This window comes from Kibdelosporangium phytohabitans, assembly GCF_001302585.1.
Lineage (GTDB): Bacteria > Actinomycetota > Actinomycetes > Mycobacteriales > Pseudonocardiaceae > Kibdelosporangium > Kibdelosporangium phytohabitans.
In genome coordinates this window covers 4305725-4323509 of sequence record NZ_CP012752.1, presented here as the reverse complement: position 1 = coordinate 4323509, position 17785 = coordinate 4305725, and the positions used below count along the sequence as shown (strand labels likewise).

The following is a 17785-nucleotide window of genomic DNA, read 5'->3' as shown; positions in this document are numbered from 1 at the left end:
GACGCATGACCCGAACGGACAACGACGACCGTTTGGCCAGGCGGCTGCCGCCTGTCCTCGATCGGTTCTTCTCGATCACCGGGCGGCAGACCACCGTCTCCCGTGAGATCCGCGGCGGTGTCACCACCTTCGTCGCGATGGCCTACATCGTCCTGCTGAACCCGCTGATCCTCGGCGCGTCGGCGGACATCACCGGCGCCAGGCTCGATCCGGCGCAGATCACCACCGCCACAGCGCTTTCGGCAGCGGTGATGACCGTCCTGATGGGACTGGTCGGCAACGCGCCGCTCGCGATGGCCGCGGGCGTCGGCATCAACGGCGTCGTGGCGTTCCAGATGGCGCCGGCCATGACGTGGGCCCAGGCCTTCGGATTGGTCGTGCTGGAAGGCGTCTGCATCGTGCTGATGGCGGCGAGCGGCGTGCGTGAGCGGATCATGAACGCCATCCCGATGCCGCTCAAGACCGCGATCACCGTCGGCATCGGCCTGTACCTCGCCCTGGTCGGCCTGGTCAGCGCCGGGTTCGTGACCAGGGTTCCGGACTCGGCCAACTCGCCCGTGCCCGTCCGGCTCGGTGAGGGACACCTGGCCGGGTGGCCGATCGTGGTGTTCTGCTTCGGGCTGCTGCTGATGGTGGTCCTGGTGGCCCGCAGGGTCGCCGGTGCGCTGCTGATCAGCATCGGCATCACCACTGTGCTCGCGGTGGTCCTGCACGAGGGCTTCGGGGTGGGCGGATGGGGGCGCACGGATCCAGCCCTGCCGGATCACGTGCTCGGCGCACCCGACTTGGGCCTGTTCGGCACCGTCGACCTGTTCGGCGGGTTCGTCTCGGCCGGGCCGATCGCCGCGACGGTCTTCCTGTTCACGTTGGTGCTGTCGGGTTTCTTCGACGCGATGGGCACGATCACGAGCGTCTCGCAGGAAGCCGGGCTGTCCAAGGACGGCAAGGTGCCGGGGATGGGCCGGATCCTGTTCGTGGACGGCGCGGGCGCGATCGCCGGTGGCGTGACCGGTTCGTCGCCCAACACCGTGTTCCTCGAGTCGGCCGCGGGTGTCGGCGAAGGGGCCAGGACCGGCCTGGCCAGCGTGGTCACCGGCGGCCTGTTCGCGATCACGTTGCTGTTCACGCCTTTGATGACGGTCGTGCCCGCACAGGCCGCGGCTCCGGCACTGGTCGTGATCGGCGGCATGATGATGGCCCAGTGCCGCGGGATCCCGTGGACCGACAGCGACTACACCATCCCGGTGTTCCTCACCGCGGCGATCATCCCGTTCACGTACTCGATCACCAACGGCGTCGGCGCGGGCCTGATCTCGTTCGTGCTGATCAAGACTTGCACCGGCCGGTGGCGCGAAGCCGGGTGGCTGCTGACCGTCCTGGCCGTGGTCTTCGCCGTCTACTTCGGCATCAACGGCATCGAACTGCTCTTCGGTTAGGAGAACGATGGCGCTCATGTTCCTCAACGGCGGCGCGATGCGCGGCGGCCCGCTGCACCACCTGCTCGACGGGTCACCGCTCATCTGCTCGACCAGGACGGCGTCGAAATACCGGTTCTACTCGGTCGGCGACGTCTGCCCGGCGCTGCACCCGGTGTCGCACGGCGGCGCGGCGGTCGCGGGCGAGCTCTACGACATACCGCTGGATGTGTTGCGGGACAAGCTTCTGCCGGCCGAACCGCCGGTGCTGGAGCTCGGTGTCGTCGAACTGGCCGACGGCAGCAGCTCGTTCGCGATGCTGCTGCGCCGGGGATACGCCGGGGCGCTGACCGACATCACCGACCACGGCGACTGGCAGTTGTACCGGACCAAGAAGAGGACCCATGCCTGACCACGATCTCGCCGCGCACGGCACGGTGATGGCGGCGAGCGACGAGTTCTTCGCGGACAAGGAGAACCTGCTGAACCCGGCGCCTGCCACCTTCCAGCCACACACCTTCACCCCCAAGGGCCAGCAGTACGACGGCTGGGAGACGCGGCGCCGCTTCGGCCGCGCCGACGGCCACGACTGGGTCATGGTCAGGCTCGGAACCGCCGGGCTCGTGCGGTCGGTCAACGTGGACACCGCGCACTTCCTCGGCAACTACCCGGAATCCTGCTGGCTCGAAGCGACATGCGCCGACGGCTACCCCGGCCCGGCCGACCTGGCCTCGGCGCACTGGTTCCCGCTGGTGGCGTCGTCGCCGTTGAAAGGCGGTTCGGACAACCTGTTCGATGTGGACGTTCCATGGCGGGTCACGCACGTGCGGTTGCACATCGTCCCCGACGGCGGCGTGGCCAGGCTGCGCGTGTTCGGTGAGGCGGTGCCGGATCCACGCGACCTGGAGGACATCCCGTTCGACCTGGTGGCCGCTCTGAACGGTGGCACAGTCGTCGACTGCAGCGACGGGTTCTTCTCGCCGCCGTCGAACATGTTGCAGCCCGGTGAGTCCCGGTTCATGGCCGACGGATGGGAAACCGCGCGGCGCCGTGCTCCCGCGCACGACTGGGCGAGCATCAGGCTCGCCAGCCCCGCCGTGCCGGTCGTGGCCGAGATCTCCACGAGGCACTACCGCGGCAACTCGCCCGACCGGATCGCGTTGTCCGGCTCGGCCGACGGCAGGTCGTGGTTCCCTTTGCTGGCCGAGACGCCGGTCCAACCGGACACCCTGCACCGGTTCCGGATCACGACACCCCACGAGGCGTCGTACGTCCGGCTGGACAGCCATCCCGACGGCGGCATCGCCCGGTTCCGCCTGTACGGCAAACCCACGTCGCTGGACGACCTGATCGCACGATGGCGAGCCACCACACCGATGATCCCATGAATTAATGGGACTACTTCGGCATTGCCCTCGCGGGTAGCTTGATTCCGTCGCCGGTTCGGGGCGTACGGGATCGAGGGCAGTGATGGCGGGAGTTTCTCGAAGACGGATGCTCGGCCTGCTCGGCGCGGCGGGCACCGTGACCGTGCTGCCGGGGTGCGGCAGCAGTCTGTCCGAAGGGCCCAGTGGCGGTTCCGGCGGCGGGTCGGTCAAAGTCGGCCTCGTCGTCCCGCAGTCCGGTACCTATGCCGCGCTGGGCACGGACCTCAGGCGCGGCTGGGATCTCTGGCTGAAGCGCAACAACGGCACACTGGGCGGCTTCACGGTCACCACGGTCATGGCCGACGAAGGCGAGAATCCGCAGACAGGTGTTGCGGCGGTCCAGAAGGTGCTGCAGTCCGACGGAGTCGACGTCGTCGTGGGAATCGTGAACTCCGCGACGGCGCTGGGCTGCGCGCCTCTGGTCGCCGAGACCAAGAAATTGCTGCTGGTCGCGAACGCGGGCGCGGCGGCGGTGACCGACCCGGCCATGCTCAGCCCGTACGTGTGGCGCACGTCGTTCCAGAACGCACAGGTCGCCGCGGTACTCGGCACGTACCTCGGAACGCAACGCACACAGGATCCGGTCTACGTGATCGCGCCGGACTACGCGGCAGGCACCGAGGTGGTCAACGGTTTCACCAAGGCGATCCGGGCCGCGGGTGGCACGGTCGCGGGCAGTGCGAAGCCACCGTTCGCCACCACCACCGACTACCAGTCGTTCCTGTCCGGGATCCGCTCGTCCGGCGCCAAGGCGACGTTCTGCTTCTTCTCCGGCGCCGAGGCGATCGCGTTCGTCAAGCAGTACCAGCAGTTCGGTCTCGCCGGGACGATCCCGCTCTACGGCTCCGGGTTCCTGACCGAGGGCAAAGTCCTCGAAGCGCAGGGCGACGCGGCCTTGAACGTGCAGACCTCGTTGCACTACAGCGATCAGCTGGACAACGCGGCCAACAAGGCCTTCGTCGACGCGTACACCGCCGAGTACAGCGAACCGCCGAGCGTTTTCTCCTTGCAGGCTTGGGATTCCGCCAACGTGTTGGGCCGGGCGTTGAAGGCGGCCAACGCTGTCAGCGGTGACGCGCTCGGCAAGGCGCTCGGCGGCATCGGGTCCATCGACGACAGTCCACGTGGGCCGTGGGTGTTCGACAACCAGACACCCAAGCAGAAGATGTACCTGCGGACCGTGCGCCGCAAGGAAGGCAAGCTGGTCAACGCGATCACCGCCGATCTCGGCACGACCAGTCAGTTCAGCTGACCATGGGTGCGTGGCTGGACGCCAGCCTCGTCGGCGTCGTCAACGGGTTCGCCATCGGGTTCCTGTTGTTCATCGTCGCGGTGGGGCTGTCGCTGGTCTTCGGCATGATGGACGTGCTGAACCTGGCGCACGGCGCGATCTTCCTGCTCGGCGCGTACGCCGGTGCCGCGCTGGCGGGCGGTGCGCCGACCTGGGCGGCTTCCTCGGCGCCCTCGGGCTGGCCGCGTTGCTCGGGCTCGCAGGCGGTGGGCTGCTGTCGGCGATGACGGAGCCGTTGCGCAAGCGTTCGCACCTGGACCAAGCGCTGTTGACGCTCGGCGTCACGCTGGTGATGGCCGAGACGCTGGTGATGATCCACGGTGACGACCCGCTGGCGGTCGGCGCACCGCCAGGCCTGGACGGGTCGGTGCCGGTCCTCGGCGCGGCGTACCCCACGTATCGCCTGGTGTTGATCGGGATCGGCGCTGTGCTGGCTGTCGTCGTGTATCTGGTGGTGGAGCGAACCGCGTTGGGCGCGTTGGTCCGTGCCACGGTCGCCGACCGTGACATGGTCGCCGCTCTGGGAGTGGACAACCGGCTGATCCGTGTCGGCGTGTTCGCGGTCGGTTCGATGTTGGCCGCGGTCGCGGGCGTGCTGGGCGGCCCGGTCCACGGTGCCCGGCCCGGCCTGGACTCGACCGTGCTGATCCTCGCGCTTGTCGTCGTGGTGATCGGCGGTCTCGGCTCGGTTCGTGGGGCGTTGCTCGGCGCGTTGGTCATCGGGCAGATCGACTCGCTGGGGCGGACGCTGTTGCCCGACGGTGCCTCGTTCATCGTGCTCGGCGCGTTGGCGTTGGTCCTGGTCCTCAGGCCACAGGGGCTGTTCGGCGGTACAGCGGGGGTGCGGTCATGACCCGGACAGCGGAGGCACCCACGGCGGTCGGACCGGCTGCGTCCCGGCGACGACGGTGGTTGACGCCGGGCCTGGTCGCCGTGGTCCTGGTCGTGCTGGCGTCGGCGCAGATGTTCCTCGCGCCGTTCGCGACGGGCACGCTCAGCCGGATCCTGGTGTTCGGGTTGCTGGCGGTGAGCCTGGATCTGCTGGTCGGGATCGCCGGGCTGCCGTCGCTGGGGCACGCCGCGTACTTCGGGATCGGCGCGTACGCCGCGGGGTGGGTGTCGATCAACGTCACGAGCGCGATCCCCGTGCCGTTGCTGGTCGGTGCCGTCGCCGGGGCACTCGGCGCGGCCGTCACCGGCTGGATCACGGTCCGCGCGCACGGCGTGTTCTTCCTGATGCTCACGCTCGCGATCGGCGAGTTGCTGCACCAGCTCGCCCATACCTGGGATCCGGTGACCGGTGGCGCCAACGGCATGGCGGGCGTCCCGCCCGCCCGTGCCGCCGGCCAGCCGCTGTTGCTGTCCGGGTACGTCTACTGGTACGTCCTGGCGGCCTTCGTCCTGGGGTTCGCGATCGTGTGGGTTGTCAGCCGTTCACCATTCGGCCTTGCGCTGCGGGGCATCCGGGACAACGAGCCACGCATGCGGGCGCTCGGGTACCCGACACGGATCTACAAGTACGCGGTGTTCGTGTTCGCCGGGTCGATCGCCGGGATGGCCGCCGCTTTGCTTGCCGCACAACAACGATTCGTCACACCGGCCGATGTCGGGTTCGCCACGGCCGCGCTGGTGCTGCTCGCGGTGATCATCGGCGGAGCGGGGACGCTGTGGGGCCCGGTGCTCGGCGCCGCGCTCGTGATCCTCGTCAGGGACGCGATCGACCCCGGCCTGGACGGCCACGGCACGCTGGTGCTGGGCCTGGTGTTCATCGCGGTGGTGTACGGCCTGCCGCGTGGTTTCGGCGGGCTGGTCCGGAGGCGAACCCGATGACGCTCACCTGCCACGGTTTGTGCCGCGGTTCGGGGCGTTGAAAGCCGTCGACGACGTGTCCCTGTCGGTCGCGCAGGGCACCCGGCACGCGCTGATCGGCCCGAACGGCGCGGGCAAAAGCACTCTGTTCAAGCTGATCACGGGCCTGCTGCGCAGCGACAGCGGCCGGGTCTGCTTGGCGGGCCAGGATGTGACGACGGCGTCCGAGGTCCGCCGCTGCCGTCTCGGCATCAGCCAGACGATGCAACACGCCAGCGTGTTCCCGACCATGTCGGTGGCGGAGAACGTCGCACTCGCGGCACGCCGCCACACCGGCCGGGTCTCATGGATCCCACGCAGGGAAACCGAAGTTCACGCGCGTACCGATGAGCTGCTCGACCAGGTGACCCTCACCGGCCGTGGCGGCGTGCAGGTCGACGCGCTGTCCCACGGCGAACGCAAGCAACTCGAAGTCGCCCTCGCTCTGGCCTGCCGTCCCACGTTGCTGCTGCTCGACGAACCGGCGGCCGGGATGTCCGCGGCGGAACGGGCCAGGCTCGTCACGCTGATCTCGGGTTTGCCGAGGGAGGTCACGGTGTTGTTCGTCGAACACGACCTCGACGTGGTGTTCGAACTCGCCGACACGGTCACAGTCCTGAACCTGGGCCGGGTCTTGTTGTCCGGTGACCCGGTGACTGGCCGGGCCAGCGACGAGGTGCGCCGGGCGTATCTGGGTGGCGTCCGATGAGCCCGTTGCTCGAAGTCCACGACCTGCGCTCCGGCTACGCGGGCAGCACAGTGCTGGACGGCGTCGACCTGTCCCTGACCGCCGGTTCGGCGCTGGGCCTGCTCGGCCGCAACGGCGCCGGGAAATCCACCCTGATCATGACCCTGATGGGCCTGGCGTCCACCACATCCGGCACCGTGACACTGGACGGCGCACCCCTGCCCACTCGTCCACATAGGATCACACGGACAGGTGTCGCCCTTGTCCCCCAAGGGCGCCGCATCTGGCCGCCGCTGACCGTCGGCGAACACCTCAAGCTCGCCACCCGGCACGCCCACGCGGGCATCTGGACCAGGAAAGCCGTGCTCGGCCTGCTCCCCCGGCTCGCCGAACGCCTCCGGCAGCCCGCCGGGTCGCTGTCCGGCGGCGAACAGCAGATGCTGGCGATCGCACGGGCGCTGCAGACCAACCCGAGGCTGGTGCTGCTCGACGAGCCGTCCGACGGCCTCGCCCCCGCGGTCATCGAGTCCATTGTGGATGCCATCGGCCGGATGCGCGCGGAAGGCGTTGCCGTGCTACTCGCCGAGCAGAACCTGGACCTGGCTTTCTCAGTGTGTGACGAGATCGCGGTACTGGACCGTGGCGTCATCGCGCACCACAGCGACACGGCGGCGTTCCGGGCGGACCCGGAGGCCGCTCACCGGTTGCCGGGCGTCTCGCGACCTTCGGGAACGTCGATGATCCGCATGCCTTCACGATGCCTCATCTCCACCTGCTTCCCAGGCGGGACAACGCCTTCCGGCGGAGTGTACGGAACGGTCTCGCCGGTGATCATGTGCAGCAGGCCGCTGTCGTGCCGCACCTGCGCCCAGTCCCACCCCGGCGGGAGGGCGAAGACGAGCCGATCCCGGACCGCCTGTTCCCACGGGGTGGCCGACGCGTCACCCGCGGCTTTGAAGTGCACCACGTAGGAATCCGGCGGGTCGACCACCAGGCGCATCGCCTCCCACCTGTCCGGCATCAAGTCGAGGAGTTCCCTCAGCAGCGGGTCGATCGCGGGATCCGGCCTGCCCGACAGCCACTGCCCCGGCGCGTTCGGGACCAGGATGGTCAACCGGTGCGCGTACCCGACCTGGACGTTCAGGTCCGCCCGCAGCCAGCCTTCGGGGCAGTCGGCCAGCACCAGCGCGCCGATCTGCCGGACCAACTCGTCCTCACGTTCCCTGCTCACCGGTCCGACCTTGGGGGACGGAACACGCCTCCGTCCCCCGAACGGCTCACGGCATCTTGTAGCAGTCCGGTCCCCATGGGCGACCGGCGCCCGCACCGGCCGGTGCCCACAGCTCACCGCACAGCAGTGATTTGCTGGGCATGGCCTTCGCCGGGCTGTAGCTGCCCGTCGACGGGAACCTGAAGAACTGGTACTGCGCGAGGTTCCGGCGGGTGCGGTTGCGGTCCTCGAAGCCCGCCGGGCCGTTGTAGACGTGCGCGTCCACGGACAGCAGGGTGGCCTGGCAGATGTTCATCACCGTGATGTACTCGACCCGCCCCTGCGAGTTGCGGCTCACGGTCGTCCGGACGCAGTTGTGGTCCTGGACGCTCACTTCCGAGGCCGACACCGGGCTGACCAGCGCCAAACCGGCCAAACCCACCAACGCGGCGCCGACGAGGCGTTTGACAGGAAACATTCACACTCCCGGGGTTCGTGCGGGACGCACCCCTCAGCATCCCGTCGCGCCTGCCAATCTGGCGTACCGGTCTTGCTGAATTCTTGTGGTTTCCCGCAAGGGCTACAGGCCGGGGAAGACTTTCGTGGCGTTGCCGGACAAAACGCGGTCGATGATGTCATCGGGCAGTCCCAGCGAGGCGACGGCCCGCGCGTTGCGGGCGACGCCCGGCACGCCTGGCCAGTCTGTGCCGAACATCCATCTGGTGGCGAGTCTGGCGAGGTCGAAACGCGCGTAGTACTCGGGGAGTTTGCGGGGTGGCAGACCCGCGAGGTCGAGCCACACGTTGGGTTTGGCCAGGGCGAGGAACGCGGCGGTGTCGTACCACCAGCCGCGCCCGCCGTGCGCGAACACGAAGTTCGGCGTTCCGAACTCCTCGACCACGTCCAGCATCAGTTCCGGATCGCCGTATGTCGACTGGGATCCGGGAAAGACCGACACTCCCGAGTGGATGACCACCGGCACGCCCCGCTCGGCGCACACCGCGTACGCGGCGCGCAGCTGCGGGTCGTCGGGCGGGAAACCCCCGTGCACCGGGTGGATCCTCAACGCCACCGCGCCGAGGTCCAGCTGACGCTCCACTTCGGACCTGATTGGATGGTGCACGTGCGGGTTGACGTTGGCCACCAGGCGGAACCTGTCCGGGTTGTGGTCCCTGATCGGCAGCAGGTCCTCGATCGCCTGTATCCCGGTGGCCCGGGGACTGTACTCGCAGAACAGCAGTGCGCGGTCGACACCTTCGGACTCCAGCAGGGCGTCGATCCGCGCGGGAACGGGATCGCCGACGGAGTCGTACGCGTCCCGCCACGGGTAGTCGCGGGAGAACCCGGCCGCCCACTCCAGCCACGCCGGTTTCAGCGCGGACAGGCGGGGCACGTGCATGTGCGCGTCAACCAGCATGGGCGGGCGCGGCCGTCAGCGTCCCGGACACGTGCTCGCGCAACACGTTCCGGCGGACCTTGCCCGTCGCCGTCTTCGGCAGCTCCTGGAACGCCACCACGGCCCGTGGCCGTTTGAACGCCGCCAGGCCCTCCCGGCACCAGGCGATCAACTCGTCGGGGTCCACAGGTGTCCCGGCGACGGCGACCACGCACGCGACCGGCTTGGCCAGGCCGTCCGCGTCCGGCGCGGCCACCACCGCGACCTCGGCGACGCCCGGGTGCCCCAGCAGACGCTCCTCCACCTCCGCCGGGGACACCCAGATCCCGCCTGCTTTGAGCATGTCGTCCGAGCGCCCCAGGCAGCTGTACGAGCCGTCCTCGTTGCGCGTGTACGTGTCACCGGTACGCAGCCATTCGCCTTGGAAGACCTTGCGTGTGGTCTCCGCGCGGCACCAGTACCCCGTCGCGATCGAGGAGCCCCGCAGGTACAGGTCACCCGGCTGGCCCGCTTCGGTGATCACCGCGCCCTGCTCGTCGCGCAGCTGCACGTCGTACCCGGGCACCGGGACACCTGACGAGCCCGGCCGCACGGCACCCGGCCGGTTGGACAGGAAGATGTGCAGCGCCTCGGTCGACCCGATCCCGTCGAGCACTTCGAGGCCGAACCGGTCGCGGATGCGTTGGTACAGCGACGGGGGCAGCGCCTCACCGGCCGAGATGCCCTGCCGCACCCCGGCGAAGGCGTCGTCGGGGATGTCGCTGTGCAGCAGTGCCGAGTAGAACGTCGGCACCGCGTAGAACAGCGTCGGCTGCTCGGACTTCAGGCGCTCGGCGACGAGCTGGGGCGTCGGCCTGGTTCGTTCGAGGACCGTGCTGGCGCCTGCCGCGAACGGGAAGAAGCACGAGTTGCCGATGCCGTACGCGAAGAACAGCTTGGCCACCGACAGGCAACGGTCGTCCGGGCCGATGCCCAGCACACCGGTGCCGTACGCCTCGGCGACCATCCGGATACCGGCGTGCCGGTGCATGGCGGCTTTCGGCATCCCGGTGGTGCCGGACGTGTACAGCCACAGCGCGGGCGAATCCTGCCAGGTGTCGTACGGCCGTCTCGGCAGCTCCCCGTCGAGCTCGAGCCACTGCTGGACGCGCACGCCACGGCGGGCCTTGACCGGCGCCTCGCCGTCGAGCAGCACATCGGTCACCTCGGGTGCCGCGGTGAGCGCGCTCTGGGCGATCCCGGCGAACTCCGCCGACACCGACAGCACCCGTGCCCGTGAGTCGGCGAGGACCGTGCCGAGGTCGTCGCCGGTGAACATGGTGGAGACCGGGACGGGGACAGCGCCGATGTACATCGCGCCGAGGATGCCCGCCAGCAGCTGGATGTCGTCGGCCATGCAGAACACGACCCGTTCCTCCGGCCGGACGCCGATCGCGCGGAACACGCCCGCGGCGGCGCGGACCTCCTCGGAAAGCTCGCGGTAGGTCAGGCTGCCCGACCCGGCCACGACCGCGAGGCGCTCGCCGCGCCCCGCCTTGACGTGCCGGTCCACCAGGTATTCGGCCGCGTTGAACGATCCCACAGCAGCCATGATCACCCTTCCCCTAGTGGAAGTACACGTACTCGTAGTCGAAGGGCTTGCCGTTGATGCCGTTGGTCGGCGGCGCCACCCAGCTGGCGATCTTGCCGGGTTCGTACACCGGGTGCATCAGCGACCGGACAAAAGCGAGGTCCTCGCTGGTCGGCAGCCATTTCCCGGCAGCTTCGCGCCAGCTGCCCGCGTCCACGATCGAGCCGTCGGGGGTGATGTGGAACCCGGAGTGCATGCCGACCTGCCGGTTGAACCCGACGTGCGGCAGGGCGAAGGTGAACCCGATCTCGGCCTCGGCGAGGATCTTGTTCCACCGTTTGATGCCGCTCTGGCAGTCGGTGATGTACTCGCCGCGCAGGTCCAGGTTCAACGCCAGCAGCGCGGACAGCTCGTCGTTGGTCCACGTGCCGTCGGCGTTCGGGCGTTGCAGCGGGATGCCGTGCTCGGTCAGCTGGTGGTCGTCCTTGCGGCGCTCCTCCATCCAGCGGCCCTTGAGGCCCGCGGTGAAGTAGTTGGCCGCGTTGGTGGACGTCTCGCTGCCGAACAGGTCCAGTGACACCGTGTAGTGGAAGTTGATGTACTTCTGGATGATGTCCAGCGGGATGCCGCCGTGCTTGGCGATGTCCAGCGTGTCGTGCTCGCGGATGAGCTGGGCGCTGCGGGCCACCACGCGGTCGACGCCGGTGGTCCCGACGAACATGTGGTGCGCCTCCTCCTTGAGCATGAACTCGCAGGTGCGCGACAACGGGTCGAACGCGCTCTCCTTCAGCGTGCCGAGCTGGTACTTGCCGTCGCGGTCGGTGAAGTAGGTGAACATGTAGAACGCCAGCCAGTCCGCGGTCTCCTCGTTGAACGCGCCGAGGATGCGCGGCGAGTCCGGGCTGCCGGAGTTGCGCACGAGCAGCGCTTCGGCCTCCTCACGGCCTTCCCTGCCGAAGTAGGCGTGCAGCAGGTAGACCATCGCCCACAGGTGCCTGCCCTCCTCCACGTTGACCTGGAAGAGGTTGCGCAGGTCGTAGAGGCTGGGCGCGGTCAGGCCGAGCAGCTTCTGCTGTTCCACCGACGCGGGCTCGGTGTCGCCCTGGATCACGATCAGCCGTTGCAGGTCGGCCCGGTACTCGCCGGGGACCTGCTGCCACACCGGCTGTCCCTTGTGCTCGCCGAACGCGATCCGGCGGTCCGGTTTCGGCTCGGCCAGGAAGATGCCCCACCGGTAGTCCGGGACGTTGACGTGGTCGAAGTGCGCCCAGCCGTCACGGCCGACCGACACCGCCGTGCGCAGGTAGACGCCGTGCGTCTCCAGCGCCGGGCCCATCTCGCCCCACCAGTTCATGAACTTCGGCTGCCAGCCCTCCAGCGCGCGCTGCAGCCCGCGGTCCGACGACAGGTCGACGTTGTTGGGGATCTTGTCCTCGTAGTTGATCGAGGTGGTCATCGCTGCTCACACCCGTTTCCTGTCGAAGATCGCCTTCTGACCGGTGCCGTAACGGCGCAGCGCGCCTTCGTCCCCCGACGCGTTCGGCCGGTTGAAGATCCAGTTCTGCCAGGCCGACAGCCTGCCGAAGATCCTGGTCTCGGTGGTTTCCGGCCCGGCGAACCGCAGGTTGGCCTCGAGGCCGGTGCACGCGTCCGGCGACAGCGCGGCACGGCCCTCGATGGCGATGCGGATCTCGTCGGCCCAGTCGATGTCGTCGGGGATGTCGGTGACCAGGCCGAGTTCGTCCGCCTCCGCCGGGCTGAGCGGCCGCCCGGTCTCCTTGCGCAGCCACTCGACGTGGTCGGTGTGGCCGTAGAACCGCGACTCCAGCCGGGAGATGCCGTTGCCCATCGGCAACAGCCCGAAGTTCGCGTCGGTCAACGTGATCGAGGCACGGGCCGGGCTGTCCTCGTCGCCGACCGGCGGACCGTCCAACATGTACTGGCGGTCGGCGGCGAAGGCCAGTTCGGCGAGCATCCCGGCGCAGCAGCTGTCCGGTTCGATCACCGCGATCAGGCTGCGGCTGGTCACGTCGAGCCGTTTGAGGACCCGTTTGTGGTAGCGCAGGATCTCGTCGGCCAGCCAGTGGTGCCGGTGGCCGGCCAGCAGCTTCTCGTATCCGTCCAGCAGTTCGGCGTCGCCGCTGGTCCTGAGGATCCAGGTGCCGAGCGTGGGTTGGTTCGTGCGCAGCCGCAGGATCAGGTCGTCCAGCTCGCGGGTGACCGCGAGCGGCCAGAAGGACGCGTCGAGCCCGGACAGCGCGGCCGGCGCCGGCGTCCGCGGCGCCCGCACGGTGATCGTCACGGCGGACGTGGCCTGGTCGTACTCCGCGGTGACGTGCTCGTAGCGGATCCCGTCGGCGGTGATGTCCCGGTCCAACGGGGTCAGCTCGACGCCCCGCGCGTCGCGTGGCCTGGTGGACCGGGCCGCCAGTTCGGCCGCGCGGGCACGTGTCGCCTCCTCGAACCGGCGCGGCTGGGCGAGTTCGTCGACCAGGCGCCATCGCAGCGCGGTCTTGCCTTTCACGCCGTCGGGCCGGGTCGCGAAGACGTCAGCGAGGTCTTTGCGGACCCGGCGCTTGTCCACGACCCTGGTCAGCCCACCGGTGCCGGGCAGGACACCGAGCAGCGGCACTTCCGGCAACGACACCGCCGACGAGTTGTCGTCGACGAGCAGGATGTGCTCGCAGGCCAGCGCGAGCTCGTACCCGCCGCCCGCGCAGGAGCCGTTGACCGCGGCCAGGTACGCCTGGCCGGCGGAGTCCTCCATGGCGTTGCGGGTCTCGTTGGTGAACTTGCAGAAGTTGACTTTCCACTCGTGCGTGGACGCGGCCAGCATCCGGATGTTCGCGCCCGCGCAGAACACCTTGTCCTTGCCGCTCGTGAGGACCACTACGCGGACCTCGGGGTGCTCGAACCGCAGTCGTTGCGTGGCGTCGTAGAGCTCGATGTCCACGCCGAGGTCGTAGGAGTTCAGTTTCAGCTCGTAGCCGGGGACGATGCCGCCGGTCTCGTCGACGTCGAGTACCAGCCAGGCGATCACCCCTTCGATACGCGTCTTCCAGTGCCGGTAGGTGCTGGGGTGTGCGTCGAAGGACACGTCCATGAGGCCTCCTCGGCTCCGACCGTACCGCATCGTTGTCTACATAATTTCACCCCAACATCAATATTATGTAGACAGATTGGCCACGACGTCGAGCGTGAACGCGAGCCGGCGGCCGGTCATCCCCTTCATCTTCGTGATGCCGAACTCGTAGCGGTCGATCACGCACGACGCGGTGGCGCGCAGGCCATCCCGCACATCCGTGACTCGCAGGTCGACCGGTTTCGTCCGGCCGCACACCATCAGCTTCCCGCGCAACACCCAGGCGTCGTCCACGCGCTCGACACCGCTGGACGAGAACACGATGTCGGGGTGGTTCACCACATCGAGGTACTGCTGGCGCACGGTCGCGTCCCGCATCGAGTTGCCCGTGTCGACGCTGTCCGCCGCGACCGTCGCCCGCGCCACCGACTCCTCGATCCGGTCGGCGACGTGGATGTGCCCGTCGCGCAGCCGGAACGTGCCGCGCACGCGGCCGAGGCCGAACATGTGCCGGGTGGTGAACCCGATCGTGGTCCGCTGGGCGTCGATCCGGTAGTCACCGGTGATCAGGGTGCTCTGTGTCATGCCGGAAGCCTGTCGTGGTGCGGCCGTGGCGCACATCGGCCGTGCGGCGGCGCCGATGTCGACTTTGGTCGCTGTGCTCCCCTCGGTACGGCGTCCTAAGGTCTGCGACGTGGAGATCTGCGGGCGGCACGTCGCCATCGTCACCGGTCTGGCCGGGCTGTGCGTCGTGGCGACCGGGTACGGCGAGTACGCCTCCGGCTCGCTGCTCGTGCTCGACGTGGTGATCGGAGTCGTCGCAGGCGCCTTGACGCCGACGCTGTTCCGGTGGCCGGTGCCGGGGGCGCTCGTACTCGCCGCGCTGGCGGCCGTGTCGCCGACCGCGACGCCGCCGTCCACGATCGGCACGTTGCACGTGGCGCGACAGCAGTCGTTCGACGTCGCCGCGTGGCTCGCCGCCGCCGGTGCCGGCGCGCACCTGGTGAGGTTCGCCTGGCATCCCATGCCGGGGCTGTCGTTCTTCTGGTGGCTGGTGCTGGTCGTGGTCTGCCACCTCGGACTGGTCGGCTGGGGCGCGTGGGCCCAGGCACGCCGCCAGGTGATCACCTCGCTGCGGGAGCGGATCGAGCGCGCCGAAGCCGAGCAGGGCAGGCGGATCCTCGAAGCGCGGGCGGCCGAACGGACCCGGATCGCCAGGGAGATGCACGACGTCCTCGCCCACCGGCTGTCCCTGATCGCCACGTACGCCGGCGCCCTGGAGTACCGGCCCGACCTCGCCCCGGAGAAGGTCTCCGACGCGGCGGGCGTCATCCGGTCAGGTGTCCACCAGGCACTCGACGAGCTGCGGGACGTCATCACCCTGCTGCGCGACCCCGCGGCGACCGACGACCCGCAACGGCCCGTGCCCGCGCTGGACGACCTGCCGTCCCTGATCGAGGAATCCCGCGCGGTCGGCACACCCGTCTCGGTGCACGGGGTCGTCGAAGCCGTCCCGGGCAATACCAGTCGCACGGCCTACCGCGTGCTGCAGGAAGCTCTGACCAACGCGCGCAAACACGCGCCGGGACAACCCGTGAAGATCGACGTCAACGGCACACCTGGACAGGACTTGACCATCGAAGTGACCAACGCGCTCAGCACGAGCCCGACGGCGATCCCCGGCACCGGCACCGGGCTCGTCGGGCTGACCGAACGCGTCCGGCTGGCCGGCGGGCGACTCGACCACCACGTGACGGCACGGGAATTCCGGCTGCGCGCGTCCCTGCCGTGGCCGGCATGACCAAGGTGCTGATCGTCGACGACGACGCTCTCGTCCGCGCCGGGCTGACGATGATGCTCGACGGCGCCGACGGCATCTCGGTCGTCGCCGAGGCCACCGATGGCGCGGACGTCCCCGGCACGCTCGACGCCCACCCGGTCGACGTGGTGCTGATGGACATCCGGATGCCGAAGGTGAACGGAATCGTCGCGACCCAGCAGGTCCGCGCCAGGGCGAACCCGCCGGAAGTGATCGTGCTGACCACGTTCGACACCGATGACAACGTGCTCAAGGCCCTCAGGGCGGGAGCGAGCGGCTTCCTGCTCAAGGACGCGCCGCCGTCACGGATCGTCGAAGCGGTCCTGCGCGTGGCAGCGGGCGACCCGATCCTGTCACCGCACATCACCCGCCGCCTGATGGACCAGGTCGTCACGTCAGCCGACGCGTACACCACGGCACGCACGGCGCTGTCCGCACTCAGCCCCCGCGAACACGAGGTGGCGGTGGCCATCGGCCAAGGCAAGACCAACGCCGAGATCGGCGCGGAACTGTTTGTGAGCGTCGCCACGGTGAAAGCCCACATCACCCGCATCCTGACCAAGCTGTCGCTCGGCAACCGGACCCAGATCGCACTCCTGACCCACGACGCCGGCCTCAGCTAGCGACCAGCCTCGCAACGCGGACTGGCGATGATGGCGTAGGCGGACAACGCGAGCGCGGCCGGGACCGTGATGCCCGGATGGGTCCACGCTGCCCAGCCGATGCCCGCCGCCGTCAGCGCAGCGTACGCGTGTCGTCGGACGAGCCTGGTCAGGTAGTCGCGTACCGGCTGTGTGAGGGTGTTCTCGTCATGACTCGCTAGACGCATGTGCTTTCCTTGTCCTCGAAGACATATCCTGTGAATCGTTGTCAGGCCATGCAGCGCCGGATGTCATCCGGGCAGTCTGGGCTGGTCTGCTCCTCGATCAGCCGCAGCCCCGAGGCGATCGCGACGAGATCGCGGTCCGACCGCACCTGCCTGCCGCGCAGGATCTCGCTCACGTTCGCCGTCGCGAGTCCGGTCCGCGCGGCGATCTGCTTCTTGGTCATGCCGAGCTTGCGCAACAGCAGGAAGAGTTTCGTGATGTCGCTGCACGCCCACGCTGTGCGCATGACATCGCTGTCCCGGAACTCCGGATCCGCACCACGACCGTCGTTTCGCAACTCGGCCCACGCCCACTCCGGCTGCGCGGGAGCGTCGTCGCAGCCGTGCGTCGCGACCAACCTCACCATCCGCCGCAGACCGAGACACGACCCGCCGTCGAGGATCACCCCGGGTATCCGGCAGTCCGACTCGGTCAGCACCGCGGCGACCACATCCGCGCGGGGACCGCCGACCCATTCGATCTCGACGTCCTTGGCCGACACCTTCGACTCGACCCGGTCCGCCCCTTCGAACAACCCGAACCTGCGCAGCACCGCGCTCATGACCTCCAACGGGCGCATGCCGCGCGCACGAAGGGCGGACACCTCGCGTTCATCCATCTCGTCGCGATTGTCCCGCCATAACGGCACACCGCGGGTGTCCTTGTGGCACAACGCCTCACGCCACCGCGTCCTGGAAATCCCGTGTACACGGACCGATGCGGTGCCGCCCAGCACACGCAGGTCGACGAAGTCGCGGCTCGGCCGGGGCCGCAGGCCCGGTATGCCTCGGAGCTTCCCGTCGTGCAGTACCGGCAGCGACACGCCCAGGAAGCAGTCGATCGCATCGCTGTCGATCTCCAGCCGGAGGCCGTCGGGCATCGGATGGACCCGGTTGACGACGTGTTTCGCCCTGCCGTTGCGCGCACCGGTCAGGCTGGTGACCGCGAGCAGGATCTCGGCTTCGAGATCCTGCTGGTCCGCGCTGGTCGCTGTGGGAATCAGCAGCCCGCCCGACACCGCGAGCGCACCGGGCTGCCGGGGCACCGTGCGAGGTTTCTCGCCGGTGCACCGGCAGCGCCGGTCGATGCGGCCCAAACCCGCGATCCGCTGGCTGGTCAACGTGAATCCTCCGCAAGCGCTTCCCGGTCAGCGCCGCCGAGACGTCGACCCGT

At 69.0% G+C, this 17785-nt stretch carries 19 protein-coding genes; 11 read left to right on the top strand and 8 right to left on the bottom strand.

Annotation, left to right across the window (positions count from 1 at the left end):
* The first annotated feature begins 5 nt into the window (after positions 1–5).
* The 9 genes from AOZ06_RS19850 (at position 6) to AOZ06_RS54180 (ending at position 7640) form a co-directional block, all read left to right on the top strand.
* The gene (locus AOZ06_RS19850; RefSeq protein WP_054290772.1) at positions 6–1436 is read left to right on the top strand and encodes an NCS2 family permease; all 1431 of its coding nucleotides are present in this window, start codon (positions 6–8) and stop codon (positions 1434–1436) included.
* A 7-nt stretch (positions 1437–1443) separates the two neighbouring features.
* Complete coding sequence (locus tag AOZ06_RS19845; protein WP_054290771.1) at positions 1444–1827, top strand: allophanate hydrolase-related protein; 384 nt, start codon at positions 1444–1446, stop codon at positions 1825–1827.
* Complete coding sequence (gene alc, locus AOZ06_RS19840; protein ID WP_054290770.1) at positions 1820–2803, top strand: allantoicase; 984 nt, start codon at positions 1820–1822, stop codon at positions 2801–2803. The genes AOZ06_RS19845 and alc overlap by 8 nt, the downstream gene beginning before the upstream one ends.
* Before the next feature lie 106 nt (positions 2804–2909).
* A complete protein-coding gene (locus tag AOZ06_RS19835) occupies positions 2910–4094 on the top strand; it encodes an ABC transporter substrate-binding protein (RefSeq protein ID WP_054290769.1) in 1185 nt (394 codons plus the stop codon).
* A gap of 2 nt (positions 4095–4096) precedes the next feature.
* Positions 4097–4360, top strand: a complete 264-nt coding sequence (locus AOZ06_RS61125; RefSeq protein ID WP_054290768.1) for an ABC transporter permease subunit — start codon at positions 4097–4099, stop codon at positions 4358–4360.
* A complete protein-coding gene (locus AOZ06_RS19825) occupies positions 4357–4986 on the top strand; it encodes a branched-chain amino acid ABC transporter permease (protein WP_054290767.1) in 630 nt (209 codons plus the stop codon). Before AOZ06_RS61125 ends, AOZ06_RS19825 begins: the two co-directional genes overlap by 4 nt.
* Positions 4983–5963, top strand: coding sequence for a branched-chain amino acid ABC transporter permease (locus AOZ06_RS19820; protein WP_083471806.1), 981 nt, complete (start codon positions 4983–4985; stop codon positions 5961–5963). The genes AOZ06_RS19825 and AOZ06_RS19820 overlap by 4 nt, the downstream gene beginning before the upstream one ends.
* A 37-nt stretch (positions 5964–6000) precedes the next feature.
* Complete coding sequence (locus AOZ06_RS19815) at positions 6001–6690, top strand: ABC transporter ATP-binding protein (protein WP_169798948.1); 690 nt, start codon at positions 6001–6003, stop codon at positions 6688–6690.
* Complete coding sequence (locus tag AOZ06_RS54180) at positions 6687–7640, top strand: ABC transporter ATP-binding protein (protein WP_083471804.1); 954 nt, start codon at positions 6687–6689, stop codon at positions 7638–7640. The genes AOZ06_RS19815 and AOZ06_RS54180 overlap by 4 nt, the downstream gene beginning before the upstream one ends.
* A 306-nt stretch (positions 7641–7946) precedes the next feature.
* Here the strand turns inward: AOZ06_RS54180 and AOZ06_RS19805 are convergent, their stop codons facing one another.
* From AOZ06_RS19805 to AOZ06_RS19780, 6 genes are all read right to left on the bottom strand, one after another.
* Entirely contained in the window at positions 7947–8357 is a 411-nt protein-coding gene (locus AOZ06_RS19805) for a hypothetical protein (RefSeq protein ID WP_054290763.1), read from the bottom strand.
* Between the two features lie 102 nt (positions 8358–8459).
* Complete coding sequence (locus AOZ06_RS19800; RefSeq protein WP_236952299.1) at positions 8460–9278, bottom strand: amidohydrolase family protein; 819 nt, start codon at positions 9276–9278, stop codon at positions 8460–8462.
* A gap of 7 nt (positions 9279–9285) precedes the next feature.
* The gene (locus AOZ06_RS19795) at positions 9286–10866 is read right to left on the bottom strand and encodes a benzoate-CoA ligase family protein (protein ID WP_083472675.1); all 1581 of its coding nucleotides are present in this window, start codon (positions 10864–10866) and stop codon (positions 9286–9288) included.
* A gap of 13 nt (positions 10867–10879) precedes the next feature.
* A complete protein-coding gene (boxB, locus tag AOZ06_RS19790; RefSeq protein WP_054290761.1) occupies positions 10880–12301 on the bottom strand; it encodes a benzoyl-CoA 2,3-epoxidase subunit BoxB in 1422 nt (473 codons plus the stop codon).
* Positions 12302–12307: 6 nt separating this feature from the next.
* The gene (boxC, locus tag AOZ06_RS19785) at positions 12308–13948 is read right to left on the bottom strand and encodes a 2,3-epoxybenzoyl-CoA dihydrolase (protein ID WP_054290760.1); all 1641 of its coding nucleotides are present in this window, start codon (positions 13946–13948) and stop codon (positions 12308–12310) included.
* Between the two features lie 63 nt (positions 13949–14011).
* Positions 14012–14512 (bottom strand): YceI family protein, encoded by a 501-nt coding sequence (locus AOZ06_RS19780; protein ID WP_063810385.1) that lies wholly within the window; start codon positions 14510–14512, stop codon positions 14012–14014.
* Here AOZ06_RS19780 and AOZ06_RS19775 point away from each other — a divergent pair.
* Positions 14511–15728: a sensor histidine kinase gene (locus AOZ06_RS19775; protein ID WP_225954780.1), complete on the top strand. Its 1218-nt coding sequence runs from the start codon at positions 14511–14513 to the stop codon at positions 15726–15728. The genes AOZ06_RS19780 and AOZ06_RS19775 overlap by 2 nt on opposite strands.
* A complete protein-coding gene (locus AOZ06_RS19770) occupies positions 15725–16369 on the top strand; it encodes a response regulator transcription factor (RefSeq protein WP_157233121.1) in 645 nt (214 codons plus the stop codon). Before AOZ06_RS19775 ends, AOZ06_RS19770 begins: the two co-directional genes overlap by 4 nt.
* On the opposite strand, the gene AOZ06_RS19765 is transcribed toward AOZ06_RS19770, so the two are convergent.
* Together AOZ06_RS19765 and AOZ06_RS19760 are read right to left on the bottom strand one after the other, a co-directional pair.
* Entirely contained in the window at positions 16366–16575 is a 210-nt protein-coding gene (locus tag AOZ06_RS19765; protein ID WP_054290756.1) for a hypothetical protein, read from the bottom strand. The two genes, AOZ06_RS19770 and AOZ06_RS19765, sit on opposite strands and share 4 nt — an antisense overlap.
* Before the next feature lie 41 nt (positions 16576–16616).
* Complete coding sequence (locus tag AOZ06_RS19760) at positions 16617–17732, bottom strand: helix-turn-helix domain-containing protein (RefSeq protein ID WP_054290755.1); 1116 nt, start codon at positions 17730–17732, stop codon at positions 16617–16619.
* Between the last annotated feature and the right edge of the window lie 53 nt (positions 17733–17785).